Source organism: Microbacterium sp. GCM10027623 (assembly GCF_042666935.1).
Taxonomy (GTDB): domain Bacteria; phylum Actinomycetota; class Actinomycetes; order Actinomycetales; family Microbacteriaceae; genus Microbacterium.
Genome location: NZ_JBHTHE010000002.1, coordinates 313,613 through 335,099 on the forward strand (window position 1 = coordinate 313,613; position 21,487 = coordinate 335,099).

The window sequence follows — 21,487 nt, forward strand, 5'->3', positions numbered from 1 at the left end:
CATGGACGTTCTCACCGAGGCCCCGGACCGGAACGGTTCCGGGGCCCCGGGCCCTGCGCTCATCGTGTCGGAGCTCGGTAAGCGCTACGGCGGCGTGCAGGCGGTGGACGGCATCTCGCTCGAGGTGGCCACCGGTGAACGCATGGGCGTGATCGGCCCGAACGGCGCGGGGAAGACCACCCTGTTCAAGATGATCGCCGGAGATGTGGCGCCCACCGCCGGGCGCATCGAGATGTTCCAGCAGGACGTCACCCGGCTGAGCACCGCGCGCCGAGCGCGGATGGGCGTGGGACGCACCTTCCAGGTGTCCAACCTGTTCCGCGACATGACCGTGCTCGACAATGTGCGCGTGGCCGCCCGCGGGGGAAATCGCACGGCTCAGGTCTTCTGGCGGACTCAGGGCATGCGGGACGATGCCAGCGTGCGCGCGCTCGACGTGCTCGACGCGGTGCGTCTGGCCGGACGACGGGACGACACCGTCTCAGACCTGTCGCACGGCGAGCAGCGCCAGCTCGAGATCGCGATGGCGCTGGTGGGGGAGCCCAGCATCCTGCTGCTCGACGAGCCGGCCGCAGGGCTGTCGGCGGTCGAACGGGTGACGCTGCGCGAACTCGTGGAAGAGCTCCCGCGCACCCTGTCGATCCTTCTCATCGAGCACGACATGAGCCTGGCCCTCGGACTCACCGATCGGGTGATGTGCATGGAGAACGGCCGGCACGTCGTGACGGGGACGCCGGGTGAGGTGCGCGAGCACCCCACCGTCAAGGAGATCTACCTCGGCAGGAGGGACAGGAAGTGAGTCTCAAGGTCAGAGACCTGCATGCCGGCTATGCGACGGCGCGCGTGCTGAACGGCGTCGACTTCGAGATCGACGACAGCCAGAGCGTGGCGCTGCTCGGGCGCAACGGCATGGGCAAGACCACGCTGGTGCGGGCGATCTGCGGACTGCACCCGCCCGCGGTGGTCAGCGGATCGATCGAGTACGACGGCATCGACATCACTCGCAGCGCTAACCACCAGATCTCCCGGGCCGGCATCGCCCTGGTGCCGCAGGGACGTCGGGTCTTCGGATCGCTCACGACGCTCGAGAACCTCACCGTCGTGCCGAAGAAGCGGCGGGCTGCGGTCTCGGATCCGTGGACGGTGGAGCGGGTGTTCGACTTCTTCCCCCGACTCGCGGAGCGTTCCGCGTCGATGGCGAGTTCCCTGTCGGGAGGCGAGCAGCAGATGCTGGCCATCGGACGCGCGCTGATGACGGATCCCTCCCTGCTGATCATGGACGAGCCCAGCGAGGGCCTGGCGCCCAGCGTGCTGGATGTGATCCAGGACCGACTGGCGGGGCTGCGCAGCTCGGGACTCGCTGTGCTGATCGCCGAGCAGAACGTGGATCTCGCCCTCGACATCGCCGAACGGGTGATCGTCATCGACGACTCCGGCACGATCGCCTGGTCAGGACTGCCGGCCGAGCTGCGTGCCGACGATGCGCTGCTCGAACGCCACCTGAGCATCTGAGAGGTCGACGTGACTGCTTCATCCGCATCCTCGACCCCGCTGGTCGATCTCGTGCTGCGCGGCGGGCACGTCCTCACCTTCGCCGATCCTGGGCAGGCGCCTGCCGAGGTCTCGGCCGTCGCGATCGCGCAGGGCCGGATCATCGCGTGCGGGACGGATGCCGAACTCCAGCCCCTCGCGGATCAGGCAGCCCGGGTGATCGAGCTGGACGGGCGTCGCGTCCTTCCCGGGCTCAACGACTCCCACATCCACGCTGTGCGCGCCGGTGCGTCCTGGACGCGCACGATGCACTGGGAAGGCGTGCGCAGCATCGACGAGGCACTCGCCCTGGTGCGTGCCGAGGCGGACACGCGCGCAGCAGGCGAGTGGATCAGCGTCATCGGCGGATGGCACTCCTCCCAGCTGCGCGAGCGCCGGCCCCCCACCCGCACGGAACTCGACGCCGCGGCCCCCGACCATCCCGTCTACGTGCAGGAGCTGTACGACCGAGGGGTGCTGAACTCCGCCGGACTGCAGGCCTGCGCCTTCGACGACACGAGCGCCGACCCCGTCCGCGGTGAGCTGCTGCGCGACGCCGAGGGGCGGCTCACCGGCGAGATCCGGGGCATCGGGGCCTTCGCCGTCCCCACCGGACTCGCGTTGCAGGGAGCGGATGCCGAAGCGGGCCTGGTGGCCATGACAGCCGCCTTCGCCGAACACGGGCTGACCGGAGTGGTGGACGGCGGGGGGCTGATGATGACGCCCCGCGACTACGACGCGGTGCACGCCGTGCACCGCCGAGGACAGCTCGCACTCCGCTTCCGGCTGTTCATCTCGGCCTGGACCCGCGGAGGCGAAGTCGACGACATCAGCGCGCTCACGTCGCTGGTGCCGGTCGATGCGGGCGATGCAGTCGTCCGCATCGTGGGCGTCGGCGAGATCCCGCACCTGGGCTGTCACGACATGGAGGGACTCGATCCCTTCGTGCTCACGGACGCCGCGCACGCGGAGCTCGTCGAGATCGTGCGCGTGTGCGCCGTGCGCGGCTGGCGGATGAGCGTGCACGCCGTGCGGGATGCGACACTCGCCCGCATCCTGGACGCCTGGGAGCAGATCGAGGCCGAGACCGGACGGGTCGCCGGGCGCGGCTGGTCGATCGTGCACGCCGATGAGGCGTCGCACGCCAACCTGTCCAGGCTCGCGCGGCTGGGCGCGGGGATCCTGGTGCAGAACCGCCTCGTGCTCAAGGGCGGCGACTACGTCGACGCCTGGGGAGAGCAGGCCACCGCGCAGGCCCCGCCGATCGGCACGATGCGCGAGCTCGGGATCACGATCGGAGCCGGCACCGACTCGACCAGGGCGAACTGGTTCTCGCCGTGGGCGTCCATCCACTGGCTGGTCACCGGCAGCACGCTGGACGGCCGCGGCATCCGTGATCCCCGCCATCGGATGAGCCGGGTCGAAGCGCTCGCCGCGTACACCCGCGACGCCGCCTGGTTCACGGCCGAACAGGCGCATCGGGGGCGCATCGCCCCCGGCTACGACGCGGACCTCTGCGTGCCGAGCCTCGACCCGCTGGACTGCCCAGAAGAGCGACTCGCCGGGATCACCAGCGACCTGACCGTCATGGGCGGGCGGATCACACACATCACCCTCGACAAGGAGAGCACACCATGAGCACCGTCCCTGCGCCGCGCCGCGTCGGCAATGCCGAGATCATCCACCACGAGGGATACGACGCGTCGATCGTGAGTCCGTTCGTCCCGGCGATCCGGGTGGTGTCGAACGCGCGGCTCGTCTTCATCAGCGGGGTGACGGGCGCCCCCGTCTACCACGACCACCCGCACGTGCCCGAGGTCTTCGACGCGATGCCGATGGATGCCGCCGGGCAGGTGGCGAACGCCTTCGAGCATCTGGACCTCGCGCTGAAGGCCGCCGGCTGCGGCAGATCGGATGTCGTCAACCTGATCCGCTTCTTCACCGACGTGGACGCGGATCAGAACGTGGTCAACCGTCATCAGTCCGAGTGGTTCGGCGGGCACATCCCGACCAGCACGACCGTGGAGGTGTCGCGGCTCGCCACCGACCCCCGGCTGCGCTTCGAGTTCCACGTCGTGGCCGCGGCTCCCGGCGACGGGGCATCGGCGTGACCCACTCCCACGCTCACGACTCGCGCCGGTTCGAGCGGCCCTCCGCGCGCCCGCCGGGAGTCCGCCCGCTCGATGCGCCTGGACAGCAGGGCGTCGACTACGAGTACCGGGTGGACTTCGACCGGTTGCGCAGCTACCGCCTCGCCCGCGCCAAAGCGGCCCTGGAGTCGAGCGAATGCGGAGCGTTCCTGCTGTTCGACTTCTACAACATCCGGTACACGACCCAGACCTGGATCGGCGGCGCACTGGGCGACAAGATGATCCGGTACACCCTGCTGATGCGCGATCACGAGCCGATCCTGTGGGACTTCGGCTCGGCCGTGCGCCACCACAAGCTCACCTCCGACTGGATGCCGGAGGCGAACCACCGGCCCGGGTTCCTCGGCTTCCGCGGCGCGGTCGACCCCGAGGGCGCCGGGCTGATGAAGGACGCCGTCTCCGAGATCGTGTCGCTGCTGCGCGGCGCGGGTCTCGCGGACGCCCCGGTCGGGGTGGACATCGTCGAACCGCCGTTCCTGTTCGAGATGCAGCGCCAGGGGCTGCGCGTCGCCGACGCCCAGCAGCGGATGCTCGACGCGCGGGTGATCAAGAACCGGGACGAGATCCTGCTGCTGAACCAGGCGGCCGCGATGGTGGACGGCGTCTATCAGGACATCTCCGAGGCACTGCGCCCCGGTGTCAGGGAGAACGAGATCGTCGCACTGGCCAACGCGCGACTCTACGAGTACGGCTCCGATCAGGTCGAGGCCGTCAACGCCATCTCCGGGGAGCGCTGCAATCCGCATCCGCACAACTTCACCGATCGCATCATCCGCCCCGGTGACCAGGCGTTCTTCGACATCATCCACTCCTTCAACGGCTACCGGACCTGCTACTACCGCACCTTCGGCGTCGGCTGGGCGACAGCCAGCCAGCAGGACGCCTACAAGCAGGCTCGGGAGTGGATGGACCGGGCTCTGGACGCGCTCCGGCCTGGTGTCGGCAGCGACGAGGTCGCCGCCGTGCTCCCCAAGGCGGAGGACTTCGGCTTCGAGAACGAGATGGCCGCGTTCGGACTGCAGTTCGCCCACGGCCTCGGGCTCGGGCTGCACGAGCGTCCCATCATCTCGCGACTGAACTCCTTCCGCGATCCGGTGGAGCTGCAGACCGGAATGGTCTTCGCCATGGAGACCTACTGCCCGGCATCGGACGGGATCTCGGCCGCTCGAATCGAGGAGGAGGTCGTGGTGACCGACTACGGCATCGAAGTGCTCACGCGGTTCCCCGCTCAGGAGCTGTTCGTCGCGGGACGGTACTGAGCCGGCGTCATCGTCGCCGAGTCGCCTCGGTGCCGGGGCGGCAGCGGGATAAGGTCGATTGCGCGGGAGGAGAATCATGACGCAGGGCCTCGGGGAGCGGATACGCGCCGCACGGCTCGCGCGCGGGATGAGCCTTCGCGCCACCGCGACCGACGCCGCCATCTCGCCCAGCCTGCTCTCGCAGGTCGAGACCGGCAAGGTGCATCCGTCGGTCAGCACGCTCTACACGATCGTCACCACCCTCGGACTGTCGATGGACGATGTGCTCGGCCGTGAGGAATCGGGCGGCGTCATGCACACGCCGACGCGCGTCGGACCGGTCCAGCCGCTGAGCGCAGCGCCCGAGATCGACATGCAGAACGGCGTCACCTGGCGGGGCCTCGCCTCGATGGATACCGGCGACGGCGCGGACTCGGTGCTGGCGACCTATCAGCCCGGGGCGTCCAGCTCGGTCGATGACACGCATATGCGTCATGCCGGAGTCGAGTACGGGTACATCATCCGCGGGGAGCTGACGCTGAAACTCGACTTCGAGACCTACGTCCTGCGCCCGGGCGATTCGGTGTGCTTCGACTCGATGCGGCCGCACCTGTACGTGAACCACACGGACGCCGTCGCCGAGGGTGTCTGGTTCGTGCTGGGCATGACCCGCACCGGCAGCGAACCGGTGGAGGCATCCGAGATCCGCACCGCGGCGGACGTGCTCGGCGCCATCGGCCGGCTGCCGGGACGCGCGGGCGCCTGAGAGGAGAGCAGCATGCCCGAGAAGGACACGCAGTGGGATCTGGTGGGGGACCGGATCCGCGCCGCCCGCAAGGCCAAGGGTCTGAGCGTGCGCGAGCTGGCTCGCCGGATCGGCGTCTCCGCCAGCCACGTGTCCCAGGTGGAACGAGGGATCGGTGCCTTCAGCGTTCCCGCGCTCTACGCGGTCGCCGGCGAACTGGACGCGTCCATGAACGCGCTGCTGGATATGCAACCGCCGCCCGCAGGCGGCGCGCCGGGTGATCCGGCGGCGGTCCGGGTGCGGGATCTGATCGAGGACGGCGTCGTGCAACGCGTCGGCGATCATCCGTCGATCCAGCTGAGCTCCGGGCCGCGGTGGAGCAGACTCACCTCGGCCGGCGAGGCGGGTTCGGAGTTCCTCGAGGTGGTCTACGCACCGGGAACGCCGCCACCGCCTGAGGACATCCGACATGCCGGGCGTGAGTTCGGCATCGTCATCGCCGGTGCGCTGAACGTGCGCGTCGACCGTGCGGAAGGCGTGCTGCACCCCGGCGACTCGATCGCGTTCGACTCGCGGATCCCGCACAGGTTCTGGAACGACGGTGCCGAGGAGGTCCGCGCGATCTGGTTCGTGCGCGATGCCGACCCGCGCGACCCCGCTCCGCACGCCTGAACAGCGGCACGAGGGCCGCTGTTCACTCATCCGCGCCAGACCGTCTTCAGGTTGCAGAACGCCCTGATGCCTTCGGCGGACAGCTCCCGGCCGACCCCGGAGTCCTTGATGCCCCCGAACGGCAGGGCGGGGTGCGAGGCGGACATGCCGTTGACGAAGACCGCTCCGGCCTGCAGTCCGGAGACGAGTCGATCCTGCTCCTGAGCGTCGCCCGACCAGACGGCCGAGCTGAGCCCGAAGCTGGTGTCGTTGGCGATGCGCAGCGCGTGCTGGGCGTCGTCGACGCGGTAGACGGTGGCGACCGGGCCGAAGGCCTCTTCGCCGTACAGGCGCATCTGCGGGGTGATCCCGGTGAGCACCGTGGGCGGGTAGTACCACCCGGCGCCGTCCGGCACCCGCCCTCCGGTCGTGGCCACTGCGCCTCGGCCGAGGGCGTCGTCCACGAGAGCGTGCAGGTCTTCGCGGGCCTGTGCGCTGGCCAGGGGGCCGACGTCGGTGTCGAGGTCGGTGGGGTCGCCGACGCTCAGTCCGCCCATCGCGGCGGTGAACTTGTCGAGGAACTCCTCGTGCACCTCAGCATGCACGATGAAGCGCTTGGCGTTGATGCAGGCCTGACCGTTGTTGGCGGTGCGGGCGGTGACGGCGGTGGCGACCGCGCGGTCGATGTCCGCGGAGGGCATCACGAGGAACGGGTCGGAGCCGCCGAGCTCGAGCACCACCGGCTTGACCTCCGACCCCGCGATCGCGGCGACCGCCCTCCCTGCCGGCTCCGATCCGGTGAGGGTGACCGCACGGACACGCGGGTCGCGCAGCACGGGCTCGACGCGCGTGGCCGGGATGAGCAGCGTGCGGAAGGATCCGACGGGGAAGCCTGCGCGCTCGAACAGGTCGTCCAGATACATCGCCGACGCCGGTACGTTCGAGGCGTGCTTGAGCAGTCCGGTGTTCCCGGCCATGAGTGCGGGTGCGGCGAAGCGGATGACCTGCCAGATCGGGTAGTTCCACGGCATCACCGCGAGTACCACGCCGAGCGGCTGGTAGGTCGTATACGCGGCCGATGCGCCGACGGATGCGGGGTCGCGCAGCGGGCTGTCGGCGAGGAACTCCGCAGAGTGATCGGCGTAGAAGCGCATGGCATGGGCGGACTTGCGCACTTCGGCCCGCGACTGGGCCAGTGTCTTGCCCATCTCCTGCGTGATCGTGGCGGCGACGCGCTCGGCCTCCGTCTCGATGAGGTCTGCTGCGCGCCGCATCCAGTCCGCTCGGGTGGGGCCGGCCGTGTCGCGCAACGTCAGGTGCGCCGCGTGGGCCGCGGCGATGCGCGTCTCGACCTCGGCGTCCGTGTGGGCCGCGTACTCCCGGATCAGCGCGCCGTCGGCGGGGTTGATGATGGCGATGGTCATCGGGTGCCTCTCACATCTCGGGGCGGAGCATCTCTGATCCGCTGTGGAAGATCGACGGATGCTTGGACAGTTGCCGTCGCGTGCGACGGATGTGGCCGGCCAGGACGTGCTCGGCCTCTTCGACGTCGCCGTCCCGGAGCGCCTCGACCATGAGGTGGTGCTCTTCGTGGGCGATGCTGCGGGAGGTCGACTGCCAGCTCGCCACATACGCTCGCCGGTACGGAGCGGTGGTGTTCCAGAGCTTGTGGATCAGCTGTTCGAGCTGCGTCGTCTGCGCGCGGGCGTAGCTGAACAGGTGGAACTCGCGGTCCAGTGCGAGGAACTCCTCGGTGTCGTCACCGGCACGGCTGATGCGCTCGGCGAGATCTGCGAGGTGGTCCAGGTCAGCGGTGTCGAGGGCGGCAGCGCTGTAGCGCAGCAGGAGGGGCTCGAGTCGCTCGCGCATCTGATACACCTCTTCGCACTCGGCGAGCGTGAGGCTGGACACCCAGGCGCCCGCGTTCGCGACGACGGTGAGCAGGCCCTCGAACTCGAGCTGTCTGATCGCCTCGCGCACGGGCACGCGGCTCGCCCCGAACTCCGCGGCGAGGTCCTCCTGCCGGATGCGGGTTCCGGGGGGATGCTGGCCGGAGATGATGCGCGCGCGGATGCCTGCGGCGATCCTCGCTCCGGCGTCCCCGCCGCGCGTGCGGATCTTCTCGTGTGCGCCCATCGTCACTCCGCCGGTCGCGCCGAATGCCACAGCACCGTCTGCGCCTCTGCTTCGTACGCCTTGCCGCCCGGGAAGCTGACCAGTTCGAACTGCATCCCCCAGGGGCTGCGGAAGTACAGCCAGCGCTGCCCGGTGGCGGGGCCCGCACTGCTGACGGGTTCGCCCATCACCTCCACGCCTGCCGTGCGCAGATAATCGACCGCCGCGTCCATGTCGTCGACGTACAGGGCGAGGTGGTGCCCGCCGATGTCGCTGTTGCGCGGTTGCGGAGCCTGGCCGTCGGCGCTGTCGTAGGCGAAGACCTCGAGGTTGGTGCCGTGGCCGAGCCGGTAGAAGCGGATCTCCGTGATCGCGGTGCGGGGGTGCACCCCGAGATGGGTCCGCATGAAATCGCCGTCGGAGCGCTTGCCCGCCAGGGTGTACACCGGCGTCGCCCCCAGTATGTCGACGAGGAAGCGCTCGGCCTCGTCGAGGTCGGGCACGGTGAAACCGAAATGATCGGAGCCCTGCATCCCGGGAAGCGGCATGTCGTTCCTCTCGCCATCGATGGAATTCCGTTGATTGTATCCAGATCAGCCTCGACTCGCCAGAACAACGCCGAAGAATCGCTTAGGGGCTTGAAATTGGATGCAATCGGTGTTTAGCATGAGTGCACACCACCTGCTGCATGAGATCAACGGAGACGAACATGCCGCGACATCGCGTACTCAAGACGGGCACCCCCTGGGTCGAGATCAGCTCGACGTCCGCAGACTGGAAGGCCGCGGACCCGGCGCTGCTCGCCACGATGCTCGGTCAGCTGCACCTGATACGCGCCTTCGAGGAGACGGTGCTCGAACTCGCCGCCGCCGGCCTCGTGCACGGTCCCGCCCATTCCAGCATCGGCCAGGAGGGCGGCGCCGTCGGATCGATCGTGGGCCTGAAGAGCTCGGATGCCGTGAACGGCTCCCACCGCGGCCACCACCAGTTCCTGGCCAAGACGATCTCGCACGTGTCGGGAGGCGTCCTCGACCCGGCGGCGCTGGTGAGCCCCGCGCTGCAGCAGCTGCTGCAGCGCTCGCTCGCCGAGATCCTGGGTCTCGCCCAGGGGTTCTCGGGAGGCCGCGGCGGGTCGATGCACCTGCAGTGGCTCGAGGCCGGGGCGCTGGGCACCAACGCGATCGTGGGCGGTGGTGCGCCGATCGCCGCCGGTCACGCCTGGGCGCAGAAGCATGCGGGCACGCAGGACGTGTCGATCAACTACTTCGGCGACGGCGCCGCGCAGATCGGCTCGGTCCTGGAGTCGATGAACCTCGCCGCGGCGTGGAAGCTCCCGGTGATGTACTTCATCGAGAACAATCTCTACGCGGTGTCGACGCATGCCGACGAGATCACCGCGGATCCGCGGTTCTCCGTTCGAGGTCAGGGATTCGGCATCCCGTCGTGGCGGGTCGACGGCATGGACCCGCTGGCCGTGCACCTGGCGACCCAGGAGGCTGTCGAGCGGATGCGGGCAGGGGAGGGGCCGGCGATCCTCGAGGCCCAGGTGTACCGCTTCTTCCATCAGAACGGGCCGTACCCGGGCAGTGCGTTCGGCTACCGCACCAAGGCGGAGGAGAAGTCCTGGAGGGAGCGCGATCCGCTGGAGCGCGTCGCGCGGGAGATGACGGCACTGTCGCTGCTCTCGCCCGACGACGTCGGGTCCGTGCGCGCTCAGGCGCAGCAGGCCATGTCGGATGCCGTGGCTGCGCTCATCGAAGACGACCCGGACGCCGCAGGACGTCGGCGGATCCGTCCCGAGCTGTGGCCCGACCCGGCCGTCGTCGACGCGCATGTGCGCGGCGACGGGTCCGAGCTCGCCGATCTCGTGGCACGCGACCCGCACACCTGGACCGGCCCGTGGCGCGAGACGAAGTTCGTCGACGCGGTGGCCGAGACCATGGAGCGGAGAATGGCGGAGGACCCCCGCATCGTCGTCCTGGGTGAGGACGTGCATCGCCTCGCCGGAGGCACCAACGGTGCGACCAAGGGGCTCGCGCAGAAGTACGGTCCCGACCGCGTCATCGGCACCCCGATCAGCGAGAACGGCTTCTTCGGACTGGCCGGCGGCATGGCGCTCGACGGGCGCTTCCGCCCGGTGGTCGAGTTCATGTACCCCGACTTCATGTGGGTGGCTGCCGACCAGGTGTTCAACCAGATCGGCAAGGCCCGCCACATGTTCGGCGGCAACAACGCCGTGCCCCTGGTGCTGCGCACCAAGGTGGCCATGGGGTCCGGGTACGGCTCCCAGCATCTGATGGACCCGGCGGGCATCTTCGCCACGCAGGCCGGCTGGCGCATCGTCGCCGCCTCGACCGCGGCCGATTACGTCGGACTGATGAACGCCGCCCTCGCCCTCGAGGACCCGGTGCTGATGATCGAGCACGTCGACCTGTACGGCACGACCGACCGGGTTCCCGACGGCGACGCCGACTACGTGATCCCGCCGGGCAGCGCAGCCGTCCGGCGCAGCGGTTCGGAGGTCACGGTGCTCACCTACCTGTCGATGGTCGGGCACAGCCTGGAGGCCGTCGAGCAGACGGGCATCGACGCCGAGGTGATCGACCTGCGGTGGCTGGACCGGGCGTCATTGGACTGGGAGACCGTCGGCGAGAGCATCAGGAAGACCAACAACGTGCTCATCGTCGAGCAGGGGGCGCGCGGCACCTCGTACGGCGCCTGGCTCGCCGACGAGCTGCAGCGACGCTACTTCGACTGGCTCGATCAGCCGGTGCAGCGCGTGACCGGCGGCGAGGCCAGCCCGAGCATCTCGAAGGTGCTGGAGCGGGCAGCCATCGCCCGCACCGAGGAGGTCGTCGCCGGGCTGCAGCTGGTGCGCTCGAACTGGGGCGGGCGATCATGAGCGCGGTCGTGCGGATGCCTCAGCTCGCCGCCGGGGGCACCGAGGCCGCCATCCAGACCTGGCTCGTCGCGGTCGGCGACACCGTCGCCGAGGGCCAGGCGATCGTGGAGATCGAGACGGAGAAGGCCGTCGTCGAGCACGAGACGGAGGTCGCCGGAGTGGTGGCGGGACTTCTCGTCGCCGCGGGGGACTCCACGGCGGTCGGAACTCCGATCGCGGTGATCGCCGAGCCCGGCGAGACCGCCGAGCAGGCGCTGGCGGGCGCGGACGCCGCGCCCGATTCGTCGCCCACGGCGGCAGCCCCTGCGGCGGGAGCCTCGACCGGCGCTGAGTCCGCAGCGATGGCGGCAGTCCCCGTGCCCGCGTCGGATTCGAGCGCGCAGGCGGATCCCGCCGCACCGGCGGAGGCCACCGCGGCAGCTCCCGCACGGTTGTTCGCGAGTCCGCTGGTGCGGCGGCTGGCGAGCGAGAACGGCATCGACCTCGCCGCCGTCGCGGGCAGCGGCCCCAACGGCAGGATCGTGCGGCGCGACATCGACGAACTGCTCGCGACGACCCGCGCTGCCTCGCCCGAACGGCCTGGGACCGCTTCCGCACAGGACGCCGCCCCCACGAGTCCCGCCCCGCACCAGGACACCGAGTTCATGGATGTGCCGCACACCGGGATGCGTCGCGCCATCGCCCGGCGTCTGGTGGAGAGCAAGACGACGATCCCCCACTTCACGCTCACCGCCGACTGCCGCGTGGACGAGCTGATCGATCTGCGCGCCCGATTCGGCGAACGCACGGGCACCAAGCCCTCGGTCAATGATTTCGTGCTCAAGGCCGTCGCATCCGCACTCATCGACGTCCCCGAGGCCAATGCGGTCTGGACCGATGCGGCGACCAGGCGATTCAGCTCCGTGGACCTCGCGGTGGCCGTCTCCGTGGACGACGGACTGGTCACGCCGGTGCTCCGCGGGGTGGAACGGATGTCGATCGGGGACATCGGGCGGGCGGTGCGCGAGCTCGCCGGACGAGGGCGGGCGGGACGCCTCAAGCAGTCCGAGCTGGAGGGCGGGTCGTTCTCGGTCTCCAACCTGGGCATGTACGGCACCCGGCAGTTCTCGGCCATCATCAACCCACCGCACTCCGGCATCCTCGCCGTCGGGGCCGCGCAACGTCGGCCGGTCGTCGACGACGACGGCGCCCTGTCCGTGGCGACCATCATGACGGTGACCCTGTCCGCCGACCATCGCGTGCTCGACGGCGCGCTGGCAGCCCGCTGGCTCGCGGCCTTCACCGCGCGTATCGAGAACCCGCTCTCGCTGCTGCTCTGAGAACCGCGGATGCGCCGGCCCGGGCATCCGACCTCCCTCCCTTCGCAACCTGGAAACGAACAAAGGAAGATCGACATGACCTCCCAGACCCTCCCCACGATCGGCTGGATCGGCGCCGGGCGCATGGGCACCCAGCTCGTGCAACGGCTGCTGAACGCGGGGTACGACGTGGCGGTGTACAACCGTACGGCCGCGAAGGTGCAGCCGCTCATCGACGCGGGGGCGACCCTCGCCGAGCGACCGGTCGACCTGGCCGGGCGGGACATCGTCTTCAGCATGGTGTCCGCCGACAAGGATCTCGAGGCCGTGCAGCTCGGCGAGAACGGCCTGCTCACCGGACAGACGGCACCGCGCGTCATCGCGGACGTCTCGACCGTCTCGGTGGCGACCAGCGAGCGGATCCGCGCCGTCGCGGCGGACCGCGGCACCGCGTTCCTCGCGACGCCCGTGTCCGGGAACCCGTCGGTGATCGCGGCCGGCAAGCTCACGGTCGCCGTCTCGGGACCCCGCGAGACCTTCGACGAGGTCGAACCGGTGCTGGCGCACTTCGGACGCGGAGTGACCTATGTCGGCGAGGGCGAGGTCGCCCGGCTCGTGAAGATCGCGCACAACGTCTTCCTCGGCGTCGTGACCCAGTCCCTGGCCGAGATCACCGTGCTCGCAGAGAAGGGCGGTGTCACCCGCGAGGCCTTCCTGTCCTTCCTGAACGACTCCGTGATGGGCTCGGTGTTCACCCGCTACAAGACGCCCGCCTTCGTGAACCTCGACTTCGCCGCGACGTTCACCATGCCGCTGCTGCAGAAGGACTTCGACCTCGGACTCGACGCCGCCGACAGCCTGGGCGCGCCGATGCCACTCGCGTCCGCGACACGTCAGATCGTGGCGCAGGAGGTCGGCGCCGGGAACACGACCGAGGACTTCGCCACGCTGCTGCGCCGCGTGGCGCGGGGTGCGGGCCTGGAACTCGTGTCGGAGGACGCCGACGTCACCGACGGACTGCACGGCTGACGCGCCTCCCGGCTCACATCGGGGGAATAGCGAACGGAAGCCGGGACTTGGATACGGTGTATCCGTCCGGTCCAGAAGGAGTCTGAATGTCCCGCATCGTCGTCATCGGAGGAACCGGCTACGCCGGAGCGCACATCGCCCGCGAGGCGGTGAGCCGGGGAAATCAGGTGACGGTGGTCTCGCGCAACGCCCCGGACGCGCCCATCGACGGGGTCGAATACGTGCAGGGGACCGTGCTGGATCTTCCCGCGCTCGGGGGAGTGTTCGACGACGTCGACGCCGTGGTGTCCTCGCTCTCGCCGCGAGGCGACATGGAGAACGCGGTTCTCGGCGTCCTGCGTGAGCTGATCGGGAAGCTCGCAGGCACGGGGACGCGCCTGGGCGTCGTCGGCGGCGCCGGTGGCAGCCTCGTCGAGCAGGGCGGGCCCCGCCTGTTCGACCAGGGCTTCCCCGAGGAGTACCGACACGAGGCGCAGGTCGGCATCGACTCGCTGGAGCTGCTGCAGCAGACGGACGACAGTCTCGACTGGTTCTTCATCCATCCCGCCGAGGTTTTCGGTCCGTGGGCCGAGGGCGAGCGCACCGGCCGGTACCGCGACGGCGGAGACGTGCTCGTGCGCGCGGCGGACGGCAGCTCCACCATCTCGGGCGCCGACTTCGCGATCGCCGTCGTCGATGAGATCGAGCGGCCCCGCCATCACCGAGGGCGGTTCACCGTCGGCTATTGAGACCTTCGGGAGAGGAGACGGCGTTCACACGAAATCGCGCCAGTCGATGCCGGCAGTGTCGTCGGACACCGCCACGGCGCCGGTCACCACAGGTACGCTCATGGTCTCGGTCGGCGGGCCCATGATGGTGGCCTCGTCACGACGATGCCGCAGGACCTCGTTCATGTAGCTGGTCAGCACTTCGGCCAGCGGCACGGAGCGTCCCTGCGCCTGCGACAGGTACCAGCGGTGCTCCAGCACCTGGTGATACACCTCGGCGGGCTCCAGCTTTGCGCGCAGGTCGTAGGGGATCGCCCGGACCACCGGCTCGAACACCCGGGTCAGCCACTCGTGCGCGTACATCTCCTCTTCGGCGAACTTCTTGCTGGACCGGGCGCGGAACTCGTCCAGATCGTTCAGCAGCCGCCTGGCCTGGTTCTCCTCGACGTCCAGTCCGGTGAGACGGATGAGACGGCGCTGATGGTGACCGGCGTCCACGACCTTCGGCTGGATGCGCACGGCCGTGCCGTCGGGTGTCGTCACCATCGACATCTCGTCGATGTCGAAGCCGAGGGCGTTCAGCCGCTCCACGCGCTCGGTGATGCGCCACGTCTCCTCGGTGGAGAAGGACTCCTCGCCGGTGAGCGCATCCCACAGCGAGTGATACGAGGAGACGATGCCGTCCGCGATCGCCAGGGCGTCGACCCCGTACTCCAGGCGCCCCCCTGCCGCGAGATCCATGATCTCGCCGGCGATGTTCGTGCGCGCCAGATCCAGGTCGTAGGCGCGCTGGCCGTCCGTGAGGCCCTCCTCGTGCAGTTCCCCCGTCTCAGCGTCGACCAGGTAGGCCGCGAACGCCCCGGCATCGCGGCGGAACAGCGTGTTCGACAGCGACACGTCGCCCCAGTAGAAGCCGACATTGTGCAGTCGGACCAGCAACAGCGCGAGAGCGTCGACCAGGCGGTCGGCGGTGTCGGGGCGCAGCACGCGCGTGAACAGCGCCCGGTAGGGCATGGAGAAGCGCAGGTGGGACGTGACCAGGGCCGCGGGCAGGGCCTTGCCGTCGGCATCGGCGCGCCCCGCGATCACCGCCACCCGGCTGACGCAGGGGACGTCCAGCTTGGCGAGGCTGCCGAGCATCTCGTACTCCCGCGTGGCCATCTGCTCGGTGGTCTCCTTGACAGCGACCACCTGACCGGACAGATCGGCGAAGCGCACCAGGTGACGCGAGAGTCCCTTCGGCAGCGAGACGATGTGCTCCGATGGCCATCTGCCCAGCGGCGTCGACCAGGGCAGGGACAGCAGCCCCGGATCGATCGCGCTCGCGCTGATGCGCAACGACTGCGTGGTCATGCTTCCTCCCTGTGCTGATCGAGAACGAATTGCCGGTTGGATCGGATGCCGTCGGAATCCGGAAACACCGCGGCGCGGGTGACCCGAAGGTGCACCCGCGCCGCGGACAGCGAATGATCAGGCCGAGACGACCGGCTTGTCGTTCAGGCGCACACCGGACTCGATGTCGAACGCGTGCACGTGGCCGGCGGCGGCCGCGAGAGTGACGGTCTCACCGGCGTTCGGGTGGTTGCGGCCGTCGACGCGTGCGACGAGGTCGGCGCGCTTGCCGTTGATGTCGGCGTGACCGTAGAGGTAGCCGTCGGCGCCGAGCTCCTCGACCAGGTCGATCGTGACGGGCAGGCCCTTGCCGTCGGCCGGGCTGACGATGATGTCCTCGGGGCGCACGCCGACGGTGACCTTGCTGCCGTTGGCGCGGCCGACGGTGTCGCGGTCGAGCGGGACGACCTCGTTGCCGAACATCACGCCGCCGTCGGCGAGGTCGGACTCGAACAGGTTCATGGCGGGCGAGCCGATGAAGCCGGCGACGAAGACGTTCTCGGGCTTCTCGTACAGGTCGCGGGGCGTGCCGACCTGCTGGAGGATGCCGTCCTTGAGGACCGCGATGCGGTCACCCATGGTGAGCGCCTCGGTCTGGTCGTGCGTGACGTAGACCGTCGTCACGCCGAGGCGACGTTGCAGCGAGGCGATCTGCGTGCGCGTCTGGACGCGCAGCTTCGCGTCGAGGTTCGACAGCGGCTCGTCCATGAGGAACACCTGCGGCTGGCGGACGATCGCGCGGCCCATGGCGACACGCTGACGCTGACCACCGGAGAGAGCCTTCGGCTTGCGGTTCAGGTACTCCTCGAGGTCGAGGAGCTTCGCGGCCTCGAGCACGCGCGCTGCGCGCTCCTCCTTGTTCACGCCGGCGATCTTCAGCGCGAAGCCCATGTTCTCGGCGACGGTCATGTGCGGGTACAGCGCGTAGTTCTGGAACACCATCGCGATGTCGCGGTCCTTCGGCGGGACGTCGGTGACGTCACGGTCGCCGATCAGGATGCGGCCGTCGTTGACCTCTTCGAGTCCGGCGAGCATGCGCAGCGACGTGGACTTTCCGCAACCGGACGGGCCGACCAGGACGAGGAACTCGCCGTCGGCGATGTCGATGTTCAGCTTGTCGACCGCGGGGCGGGTGCCGCCGGGGTAGAGACGGGTCGCGTTCTCGAACGTGACAGTAGCCATTGTTTCTCCTTCACCGGCAGGTACGTGCCGGACGATCCGTTGTGATGGAAGCGGTGGAACATCCACCGTGACCCTTCTTCGGGTCGTGATCAGTATGGCACGGCCGGGGCCCGTCTGGGTATTTCCCAGACTGTCTCGTTAACATCGACACCATGCGGTTCTGTATGCAGCCGCGGGATCACCCGTCCCACCCGATCTTCAAGAGGAACGATGTCGAGCGACGAAACGCCGAACGTCCCCGCCGCTCGCAATACGCGTGACGCGGTGCGGGAGAAAGCACAGCTCGTGCACGCCCAGCAGTCGCGGGCGCGCATCATGCGACGAGTGATCATCGGGCTCGTCGCGGCCGTGGCCGTCGGATCCATCGGCACCGCCGTCGCCCTCGCCGTGGGATCCTCGATCTCCAAGCCCGTCCTCAGCCCGAGCGGCATGACGCACGACGGCGTCACGGTGAGCGAGGTGTCGCCGGGCGCCGCTTCCTCCGGCACGGCGGCGACGCCGACTCCGGATCCCACCGGGGCCGCCGCGACGCCGACGCCGGATCCCACGGAGTCCGCCGCCGAACCGACCGCGATCCACATCTACGTCGATTACCTGTCCGCAGGCGCCTCGGAGTTCGAGAAGGCGAACGCCCGTCAGCTCGCGGGGTGGATCAAGGAGGGGGCGGTCACCGTCACCTACCACCCCGTGGCGCTGCTGACCGCCAGCTCCAACGGCACGAAGTACTCGCTGCGCGCGGCATCTGCCGCCGCATGCGTCGCGACCTACTCGCCGGATCGGTTCTTCGACTTCAACCACGAGCTGCTCACCGACCAGCCCAAGATCGACAGCGACGGGCGCTCCGACGTGCAGCTCGCGGATCTCGCTGTCGCCGTGGGGGTGCAGGATGCCAAGAAGGTGCGTGCCTGCATCGAGGATCAGGACTTCGTCGGATGGGCGAAGGACGCCACCGCCCGCGCGCTCGAGGGACCGCTGCCGGGCTCCAAGGACCTCAAGCTCAGCAACGAGGCGCTCATCGTCGTCGGAGGCGAGGCGTACGTCGGGGCGCTGGATGATCCGGCCGAATTCTCGCAGTTCGTCCTGACGACGGCCAGCGACGAGTATTACGGCAAGGTCGACCCGACCCCGACGCCGACCGCGCCGGTGACGCCGTCTCCGACGGAGACGCCGGCGTCCTGACCGTACCGAGCGGTGAACGCCGCTCGGTATGCTTGTCTGCGTTCGCCGACTTAGCTCAGCTGGTAGAGCACCTGTCTTGTAAACAGGATGTCACGGGTTCGAATCCCGTAGTCGGCTCCAAGGATTTCCCCGACGACAGGCCTGTCGAGGGCCGGACCCGGTACCGCTCACCGCGTGACCGATATGCTCGGCCGCGTGAGCGACATCGGGAGAAGAGCCGTGCTGAAGACCGCTGCCTGGTCGGTTCCGGTCGTCGCCGCGGCGGTGGCCGTACCCGCGCGATCGACCGGAGTGCTCTGCCCGACTGACCGATCCTCGACGACCTTCTGGTCGTCGACTCAGTTCTTCGACGTCCGATCCGGCATCCGGGTGAGCAGCGCATCGGCATCCACCGGTTTCCGCCTGCCGGGGTCCCTGCCCTCGGGTCGGCCGCCGACGTACAGCCACCCCAGCAGCTCCTCGTGCTTCTTCAACCCGTGAGCCTTGGCCACGGGTTTGCTGCGGGTGTACCCGCCGGTGCGCCACATGACGCCCCAGCCGGCCTCGTCCAGCAGCAGGCTCAGGGTGTGCGCCACACCGGATGCCACCGCCTCCTGCTCCCAGTGCGGCACCTTCTCGCTCTTGCGGTACGAGGCGACCACGGCGATCAGCAGGGAGGCGCGCAACGGCTTGGTCGACGGCTCCCGGTCGCCGTTCGCCTTCGCGATCGCCGCTCCCAGCCGCACGCGGTCGTCCCCGCGCAGCTCGATGAGCCGCCACGGGCGCAGGGAGGAGTGATCGGCGACCCGTCCTGCGGCCTCGATCAGGGGCAGCAGCTGTTCGCGCGTCGGGGCGTCCTCGGTGACCTTCGACCAGGAGGTGCGGCGACGGACCGCCTCGAGGGCCGTCACGACTCGTCGGGGCTGAAGGACAGTGCGAGGGAGTTCATGCAGTACCGGTCGCCGGTGGGTGTGCCGAAGCCGTCGGGGAACACGTGGCCCAGGTGCGAGCCGCAGGCGGCGCAGCGCACCTCGGTGCGGGTCATCCCCAGGGAGTTGTCCTCGATGAGTTCCACGGCCTCGGGACGCACCGACTCGTAGAAGCTCGGCCAACCGCATCCGGATTCGAACTTCGTCCCGCTGCGGAACAGTTCGGCCTGACAGGCGCCGCATCGGTACAGGCCGTCGCGCTTCTCATCGAGCAGCTCGCCGGTCCATGCGCGCTCGGTCGCCGCTGTGCGGAGAACGGCGTACTGGTCCTCGCCGAGCTCTTCGCGCCACTGGTCCTCGGTCTTGTTCACGGTGTACGACATGTCTCCATTGTCTCGCGTTCGCAAGCGCTCTGGGGCGCCCAGAATGGAGTCATGACGGATGCCGTGCGTGAGCGCTTCGATCGGTTCGCCCGGGACGAGGCCCCTGGACGCAGTGACGTGTACGCCGAATGGGCCGCCGGCGTCGCGGCGGATGCTGACGTGCGAGCGGTCCTGGCGCGGATCAGCCCTCAGCATCGCCAGCCACCGCTGGTGTTCGCCGTCACGCGGCTGCTCGGAGCGGGGGAGGGCGACTACGCCCGGTGGCGATCGTTCGTGCTCTCGCACGCCGATCGGATCGTCGCGGAATGCGAGCGCCGGATGGTCCAGACCAACGAGCCGCTCCGTCTCGCCGCGCTGCTGCCCGCCCTCAGCCGCATCGAGGGTCCGATCGCGCTGCTGGAACTCGGAGCGGCCGCCGGGCTCTGCCTGTTCCCGGATCGCTACTCCTTCCGCTACATCGCCACGGACGGTCATGAGCGGGTGCGCGTCGACCCGCCGGACGGCCCCTCGCCCGTCGTGCTGCGCAGCGTCGCGCGGGGCGCGCTGCCGTCGATCCGGATGCCGCGGATCGTCTGGCGCGCGGGCGTCGACCTCGCGCCGATCGATGTCCTCCGCGCCGCCGACCGCGACTGGATGGCCGCGCTGACCTGGCCGGGGGAGCACGAACGCGCCGAGCGCATCGCGGGCGCCGTCGCGATCGCCCAGACCGCCCCTCCGTTGCTGCTCGCCGGTGACGCCGATGCGCGACTCGACGAGCTGATCGCCTCCGTGCCGCCGGGGGCCACGCCGGTCGTCACGACTCCGGGGATGCTCGTGTACCTGCCGCGTGCCGAACGCGCGGCGCTGATCGCCCGCATCCGGGCGAGCGGTGCACGCTGGGTGACGATCGACGCACCGGGCCTGCACGACGGGTGGCGGCACCGCATCGATCCCGCCGACTTCGACGGGTTCGCGGTGGGATTGGACGGGGAGGTGCTGGCGGACGCCGATCCGCTCGGGCGCTGGTGGGAGTGGCGCGCGGGTGCAGCGGCGGATGACGCGTAGCCTGAGGCCATGCTGGGTGGACTCTCCGAGCGCGACCGCGCGATCCTCACGCTGGAAGCGGCCTGGCCGCGGCACGGCGGCATGAAGGAGGAGACCATCCGTGCACAGCTGGGCATGAGTCCCGCGCGCTACTACCAGCTGCTCGGTCGCCTGATCGATACGGAAGAGGCCCTGGAGTTCGATCCGCTGCTGGTGCGCCGACTGCGCAGGCTGCGCGATGCGCGCGGACGCCAGCGCACCACGCGGCTGCGAGGGTTCGTCGGCTGACGGCACCCGTCACCGCGCCACGCGGTGCCGCACCGCTCCGGGCGCATTCCAGGAATGCGCCCGATAGCATCGAGGGGTGTCAAAGCCCCCCCACGACCGATTCGACGACATTCCCCGTGCCTCCGGGCGCGTCGGTGCCCATCGCGCCGAGCAACCCGGGATCAACGGACCCGTCACGCTGCTGTGGTCGGCAGCCGTCGCCCTGGTCCTCATCGCGATCGGGATCTTCGTCTCGCTCGTGCTGATGGGGCGCATCCAGCTCTTCCCCTCCGCCGAGCCCGCGCCGCAGAAGCCCCAGGGCGTGGTCGCGGAGATCGACACGTCGTACCGGGTGCTCATCCTCAACGCGACGCCGCAGAGCGGCGTCGTCGCCTCGGTGCGCGAGGAGCTGCTGGCCGAGGGCTGGGCGTCGGATGACGTCTTCGGCAGCGACGGCTCCACGTCGGAGTTCGAGGACACCACGGTGTTCTACGTCGACAAGGACGATGAGGCCGCGGCGCTCGGCGTCGCGGAGATCCTCGGCGAGGCCACGACGGTGCAGAGCGACCACTATGCGGCGCTCAACGACAGCGAAAGGCCGCAGCTGACCGTCGTGGTCGGGCTGGATCGCGTGGGCGCCGGGACGTCGGGGCCCGAGGACGGGCAGGAGACGCCCGAGGGCTGATCCGCGCTGGGCGAACGCCCCTCGACCTCGCCGCTTGTACCCGCCCGGGTGCAGGCGGCTTTTTCCGTGTATCCGCCGGGTTGACGACGGTATTCTCGACCGC

The 21,487-nt window shown here is 69.6% G+C and carries 22 protein-coding genes and 1 tRNA gene; 16 read left to right on the top strand and 7 right to left on the bottom strand.

Features of this window, described 5'->3' with window-relative positions; translation table 11 throughout:
• Position 1 precedes the first annotated feature (1 nt).
• From ACFQY2_RS08830 to ACFQY2_RS08860, 7 genes are all read left to right on the top strand, one after another.
• Positions 2-799 (top strand): ABC transporter ATP-binding protein, encoded by a 798-nt coding sequence (locus ACFQY2_RS08830; RefSeq protein WP_378745388.1) that lies wholly within the window; start codon positions 2-4, stop codon positions 797-799.
• Positions 796-1,512: an ABC transporter ATP-binding protein gene (locus ACFQY2_RS08835; protein WP_378745390.1), complete on the top strand. Its 717-nt coding sequence runs from the start codon at positions 796-798 to the stop codon at positions 1,510-1,512. The genes ACFQY2_RS08830 and ACFQY2_RS08835 overlap by 4 nt, the downstream gene beginning before the upstream one ends.
• A gap of 9 nt (positions 1,513-1,521) precedes the next feature.
• Entirely contained in the window at positions 1,522-3,168 is a 1,647-nt protein-coding gene (locus ACFQY2_RS08840; RefSeq protein ID WP_378745391.1) for an amidohydrolase, read from the top strand.
• On the top strand, positions 3,165-3,641 hold the full coding sequence (locus tag ACFQY2_RS08845; protein ID WP_378745392.1) for a RidA family protein: 477 nt from the start codon (positions 3,165-3,167) through the stop codon (positions 3,639-3,641). Before ACFQY2_RS08840 ends, ACFQY2_RS08845 begins: the two co-directional genes overlap by 4 nt.
• On the top strand, positions 3,638-4,939 hold the full coding sequence (locus ACFQY2_RS08850) for a M24 family metallopeptidase (protein WP_378745393.1): 1,302 nt from the start codon (positions 3,638-3,640) through the stop codon (positions 4,937-4,939). The genes ACFQY2_RS08845 and ACFQY2_RS08850 overlap by 4 nt, the downstream gene beginning before the upstream one ends.
• A 76-nt stretch (positions 4,940-5,015) precedes the next feature.
• Positions 5,016-5,684: a cupin domain-containing protein gene (locus ACFQY2_RS08855; RefSeq protein WP_378745394.1), complete on the top strand. Its 669-nt coding sequence runs from the start codon at positions 5,016-5,018 to the stop codon at positions 5,682-5,684.
• 12 nt (positions 5,685-5,696) lie between these two features.
• Positions 5,697-6,335, top strand: coding sequence for a helix-turn-helix domain-containing protein (locus tag ACFQY2_RS08860; protein ID WP_378745395.1), 639 nt, complete (start codon positions 5,697-5,699; stop codon positions 6,333-6,335).
• A 26-nt stretch (positions 6,336-6,361) separates the two neighbouring features.
• On the opposite strand, the gene ACFQY2_RS08865 is transcribed toward ACFQY2_RS08860, so the two are convergent.
• From ACFQY2_RS08865 to ACFQY2_RS08875, 3 genes are read right to left on the bottom strand one after another with little or no spacing between them, the layout of a single operon-like run.
• Positions 6,362-7,738, bottom strand: a complete 1,377-nt coding sequence (locus tag ACFQY2_RS08865) for an aldehyde dehydrogenase family protein (protein ID WP_378745396.1) — start codon at positions 7,736-7,738, stop codon at positions 6,362-6,364.
• Positions 7,739-7,748: 10 nt separating this feature from the next.
• Positions 7,749-8,450 (bottom strand): GntR family transcriptional regulator, encoded by a 702-nt coding sequence (locus ACFQY2_RS08870; protein WP_378745397.1) that lies wholly within the window; start codon positions 8,448-8,450, stop codon positions 7,749-7,751.
• A 2-nt stretch (positions 8,451-8,452) separates the two neighbouring features.
• A complete protein-coding gene (locus tag ACFQY2_RS08875; RefSeq protein WP_378745399.1) occupies positions 8,453-8,977 on the bottom strand; it encodes a VOC family protein in 525 nt (174 codons plus the stop codon).
• Positions 8,978-9,138: 161 nt separating this feature from the next.
• On the opposite strand from ACFQY2_RS08875, the gene ACFQY2_RS08880 reads away from it, so the two are divergent.
• From ACFQY2_RS08880 to ACFQY2_RS08895, 4 genes are all read left to right on the top strand, one after another.
• A complete protein-coding gene (locus tag ACFQY2_RS08880; RefSeq protein ID WP_378745400.1) occupies positions 9,139-11,331 on the top strand; it encodes a thiamine pyrophosphate-dependent enzyme in 2,193 nt (730 codons plus the stop codon).
• On the top strand, positions 11,328-12,650 hold the full coding sequence (locus tag ACFQY2_RS08885) for a dihydrolipoamide acetyltransferase family protein (RefSeq protein WP_378745401.1): 1,323 nt from the start codon (positions 11,328-11,330) through the stop codon (positions 12,648-12,650). The genes ACFQY2_RS08880 and ACFQY2_RS08885 overlap by 4 nt, the downstream gene beginning before the upstream one ends.
• 75 nt (positions 12,651-12,725) lie before the next feature.
• On the top strand, positions 12,726-13,658 hold the full coding sequence (locus tag ACFQY2_RS08890) for an NAD(P)-dependent oxidoreductase (protein WP_378745402.1): 933 nt from the start codon (positions 12,726-12,728) through the stop codon (positions 13,656-13,658).
• Positions 13,659-13,744: 86 nt separating this feature from the next.
• Positions 13,745-14,386 carry an NAD(P)-dependent oxidoreductase gene (locus ACFQY2_RS08895; protein WP_378745403.1) on the top strand — a complete coding sequence of 214 codons (642 nt, stop codon included), beginning with the start codon at positions 13,745-13,747 and terminating at the stop codon, positions 14,384-14,386.
• A gap of 24 nt (positions 14,387-14,410) precedes the next feature.
• Here ACFQY2_RS08895 and ACFQY2_RS08900 read toward each other — a convergent pair whose 3' ends face one another.
• Complete coding sequence (locus ACFQY2_RS08900; protein WP_378745404.1) at positions 14,411-15,718, bottom strand: DUF4032 domain-containing protein; 1,308 nt, start codon at positions 15,716-15,718, stop codon at positions 14,411-14,413.
• 117 nt (positions 15,719-15,835) lie between these two features.
• On the bottom strand, positions 15,836-16,939 hold the full coding sequence (locus ACFQY2_RS08905; protein WP_378745406.1) for an ABC transporter ATP-binding protein: 1,104 nt from the start codon (positions 16,937-16,939) through the stop codon (positions 15,836-15,838).
• Between the two features lie 210 nt (positions 16,940-17,149).
• On the opposite strand from ACFQY2_RS08905, the gene ACFQY2_RS08910 reads away from it, so the two are divergent.
• Both ACFQY2_RS08910 and ACFQY2_RS08915 read left to right on the top strand, forming a co-directional pair.
• Positions 17,150-18,118: a DsbA family protein gene (locus tag ACFQY2_RS08910; RefSeq protein WP_378745407.1), complete on the top strand. Its 969-nt coding sequence runs from the start codon at positions 17,150-17,152 to the stop codon at positions 18,116-18,118.
• 44 nt (positions 18,119-18,162) lie between these two features.
• Positions 18,163-18,238 (top strand) — tRNA-Thr (locus ACFQY2_RS08915).
• Positions 18,239-18,456: 218 nt separating this feature from the next.
• Here the strand turns inward: ACFQY2_RS08915 and ACFQY2_RS08920 are convergent.
• Together ACFQY2_RS08920 and msrB are read right to left on the bottom strand one after the other, a co-directional pair.
• Positions 18,457-19,008 carry a nitroreductase family protein gene (locus ACFQY2_RS08920; RefSeq protein ID WP_378745408.1) on the bottom strand — a complete coding sequence of 184 codons (552 nt, stop codon included), beginning with the start codon at positions 19,006-19,008 and terminating at the stop codon, positions 18,457-18,459.
• Positions 19,005-19,409, bottom strand: coding sequence for a peptide-methionine (R)-S-oxide reductase MsrB (gene msrB / locus ACFQY2_RS08925; protein WP_378745409.1), 405 nt, complete (start codon positions 19,407-19,409; stop codon positions 19,005-19,007). The genes ACFQY2_RS08920 and msrB overlap by 4 nt, the downstream gene beginning before the upstream one ends.
• A 51-nt stretch (positions 19,410-19,460) precedes the next feature.
• On the opposite strand from msrB, the gene ACFQY2_RS08930 reads away from it, so the two are divergent.
• The 3 genes from ACFQY2_RS08930 (at position 19,461) to ACFQY2_RS08940 (ending at position 21,384) form a co-directional block, all read left to right on the top strand.
• The gene (locus ACFQY2_RS08930; protein WP_378745410.1) at positions 19,461-20,453 is read left to right on the top strand and encodes a DUF2332 family protein; all 993 of its coding nucleotides are present in this window, start codon (positions 19,461-19,463) and stop codon (positions 20,451-20,453) included.
• Between the two features lie 9 nt (positions 20,454-20,462).
• Entirely contained in the window at positions 20,463-20,720 is a 258-nt protein-coding gene (locus ACFQY2_RS08935) for a DUF3263 domain-containing protein (RefSeq protein WP_378745412.1), read from the top strand.
• Positions 20,721-20,796: 76 nt separating this feature from the next.
• Entirely contained in the window at positions 20,797-21,384 is a 588-nt protein-coding gene (locus tag ACFQY2_RS08940; RefSeq protein WP_378745413.1) for a LytR C-terminal domain-containing protein, read from the top strand.
• Positions 21,385-21,487 lie beyond the last annotated feature (103 nt).

What these genes read in the sequence shown, in the direction of transcription:
- ACFQY2_RS08830 (WP_378745388.1), top strand. Translation starts at nt 2, where the DNA reads ATGGACGTTCTCACCGAGGCCCCGGACCGGAACGGTTCCGGGGCCCCG.
- ACFQY2_RS08845 (WP_378745392.1), top strand. Translation starts at nt 3,165, where the DNA reads ATGAGCACCGTCCCTGCGCCGCGCCGCGTCGGCAATGCCGAGATCATC.
- ACFQY2_RS08855 (WP_378745394.1), top strand. Translation starts at nt 5,016, where the DNA reads ATGACGCAGGGCCTCGGGGAGCGGATACGCGCCGCACGGCTCGCGCGC.
- ACFQY2_RS08860 (WP_378745395.1), top strand. Translation starts at nt 5,697, where the DNA reads ATGCCCGAGAAGGACACGCAGTGGGATCTGGTGGGGGACCGGATCCGC.
- ACFQY2_RS08865 (WP_378745396.1), bottom strand. Translation starts at nt 7,738, where the DNA reads ATGACCATCGCCATCATCAACCCCGCCGACGGCGCGCTGATCCGGGAG.
- ACFQY2_RS08870 (WP_378745397.1), bottom strand. Translation starts at nt 8,450, where the DNA reads ATGGGCGCACACGAGAAGATCCGCACGCGCGGCGGGGACGCCGGAGCG.
- ACFQY2_RS08875 (WP_378745399.1), bottom strand. Translation starts at nt 8,977, where the DNA reads ATGCCGCTTCCCGGGATGCAGGGCTCCGATCATTTCGGTTTCACCGTG.
- ACFQY2_RS08880 (WP_378745400.1), top strand. Translation starts at nt 9,139, where the DNA reads ATGCCGCGACATCGCGTACTCAAGACGGGCACCCCCTGGGTCGAGATC.
- ACFQY2_RS08885 (WP_378745401.1), top strand. Translation starts at nt 11,328, where the DNA reads ATGAGCGCGGTCGTGCGGATGCCTCAGCTCGCCGCCGGGGGCACCGAG.
- ACFQY2_RS08890 (WP_378745402.1), top strand. Translation starts at nt 12,726, where the DNA reads ATGACCTCCCAGACCCTCCCCACGATCGGCTGGATCGGCGCCGGGCGC.
- ACFQY2_RS08895 (WP_378745403.1), top strand. Translation starts at nt 13,745, where the DNA reads ATGTCCCGCATCGTCGTCATCGGAGGAACCGGCTACGCCGGAGCGCAC.
- ACFQY2_RS08900 (WP_378745404.1), bottom strand. Translation starts at nt 15,718, where the DNA reads ATGACCACGCAGTCGTTGCGCATCAGCGCGAGCGCGATCGATCCGGGG.
- ACFQY2_RS08905 (WP_378745406.1), bottom strand. Translation starts at nt 16,939, where the DNA reads ATGGCTACTGTCACGTTCGAGAACGCGACCCGTCTCTACCCCGGCGGC.
- ACFQY2_RS08910 (WP_378745407.1), top strand. Translation starts at nt 17,150, where the DNA reads ATGTCGAGCGACGAAACGCCGAACGTCCCCGCCGCTCGCAATACGCGT.
- msrB (WP_378745409.1), bottom strand. Translation starts at nt 19,409, where the DNA reads ATGTCGTACACCGTGAACAAGACCGAGGACCAGTGGCGCGAAGAGCTC.
- ACFQY2_RS08930 (WP_378745410.1), top strand. Translation starts at nt 19,461, where the DNA reads ATGACGGATGCCGTGCGTGAGCGCTTCGATCGGTTCGCCCGGGACGAG.
- ACFQY2_RS08935 (WP_378745412.1), top strand. Translation starts at nt 20,463, where the DNA reads ATGCTGGGTGGACTCTCCGAGCGCGACCGCGCGATCCTCACGCTGGAA.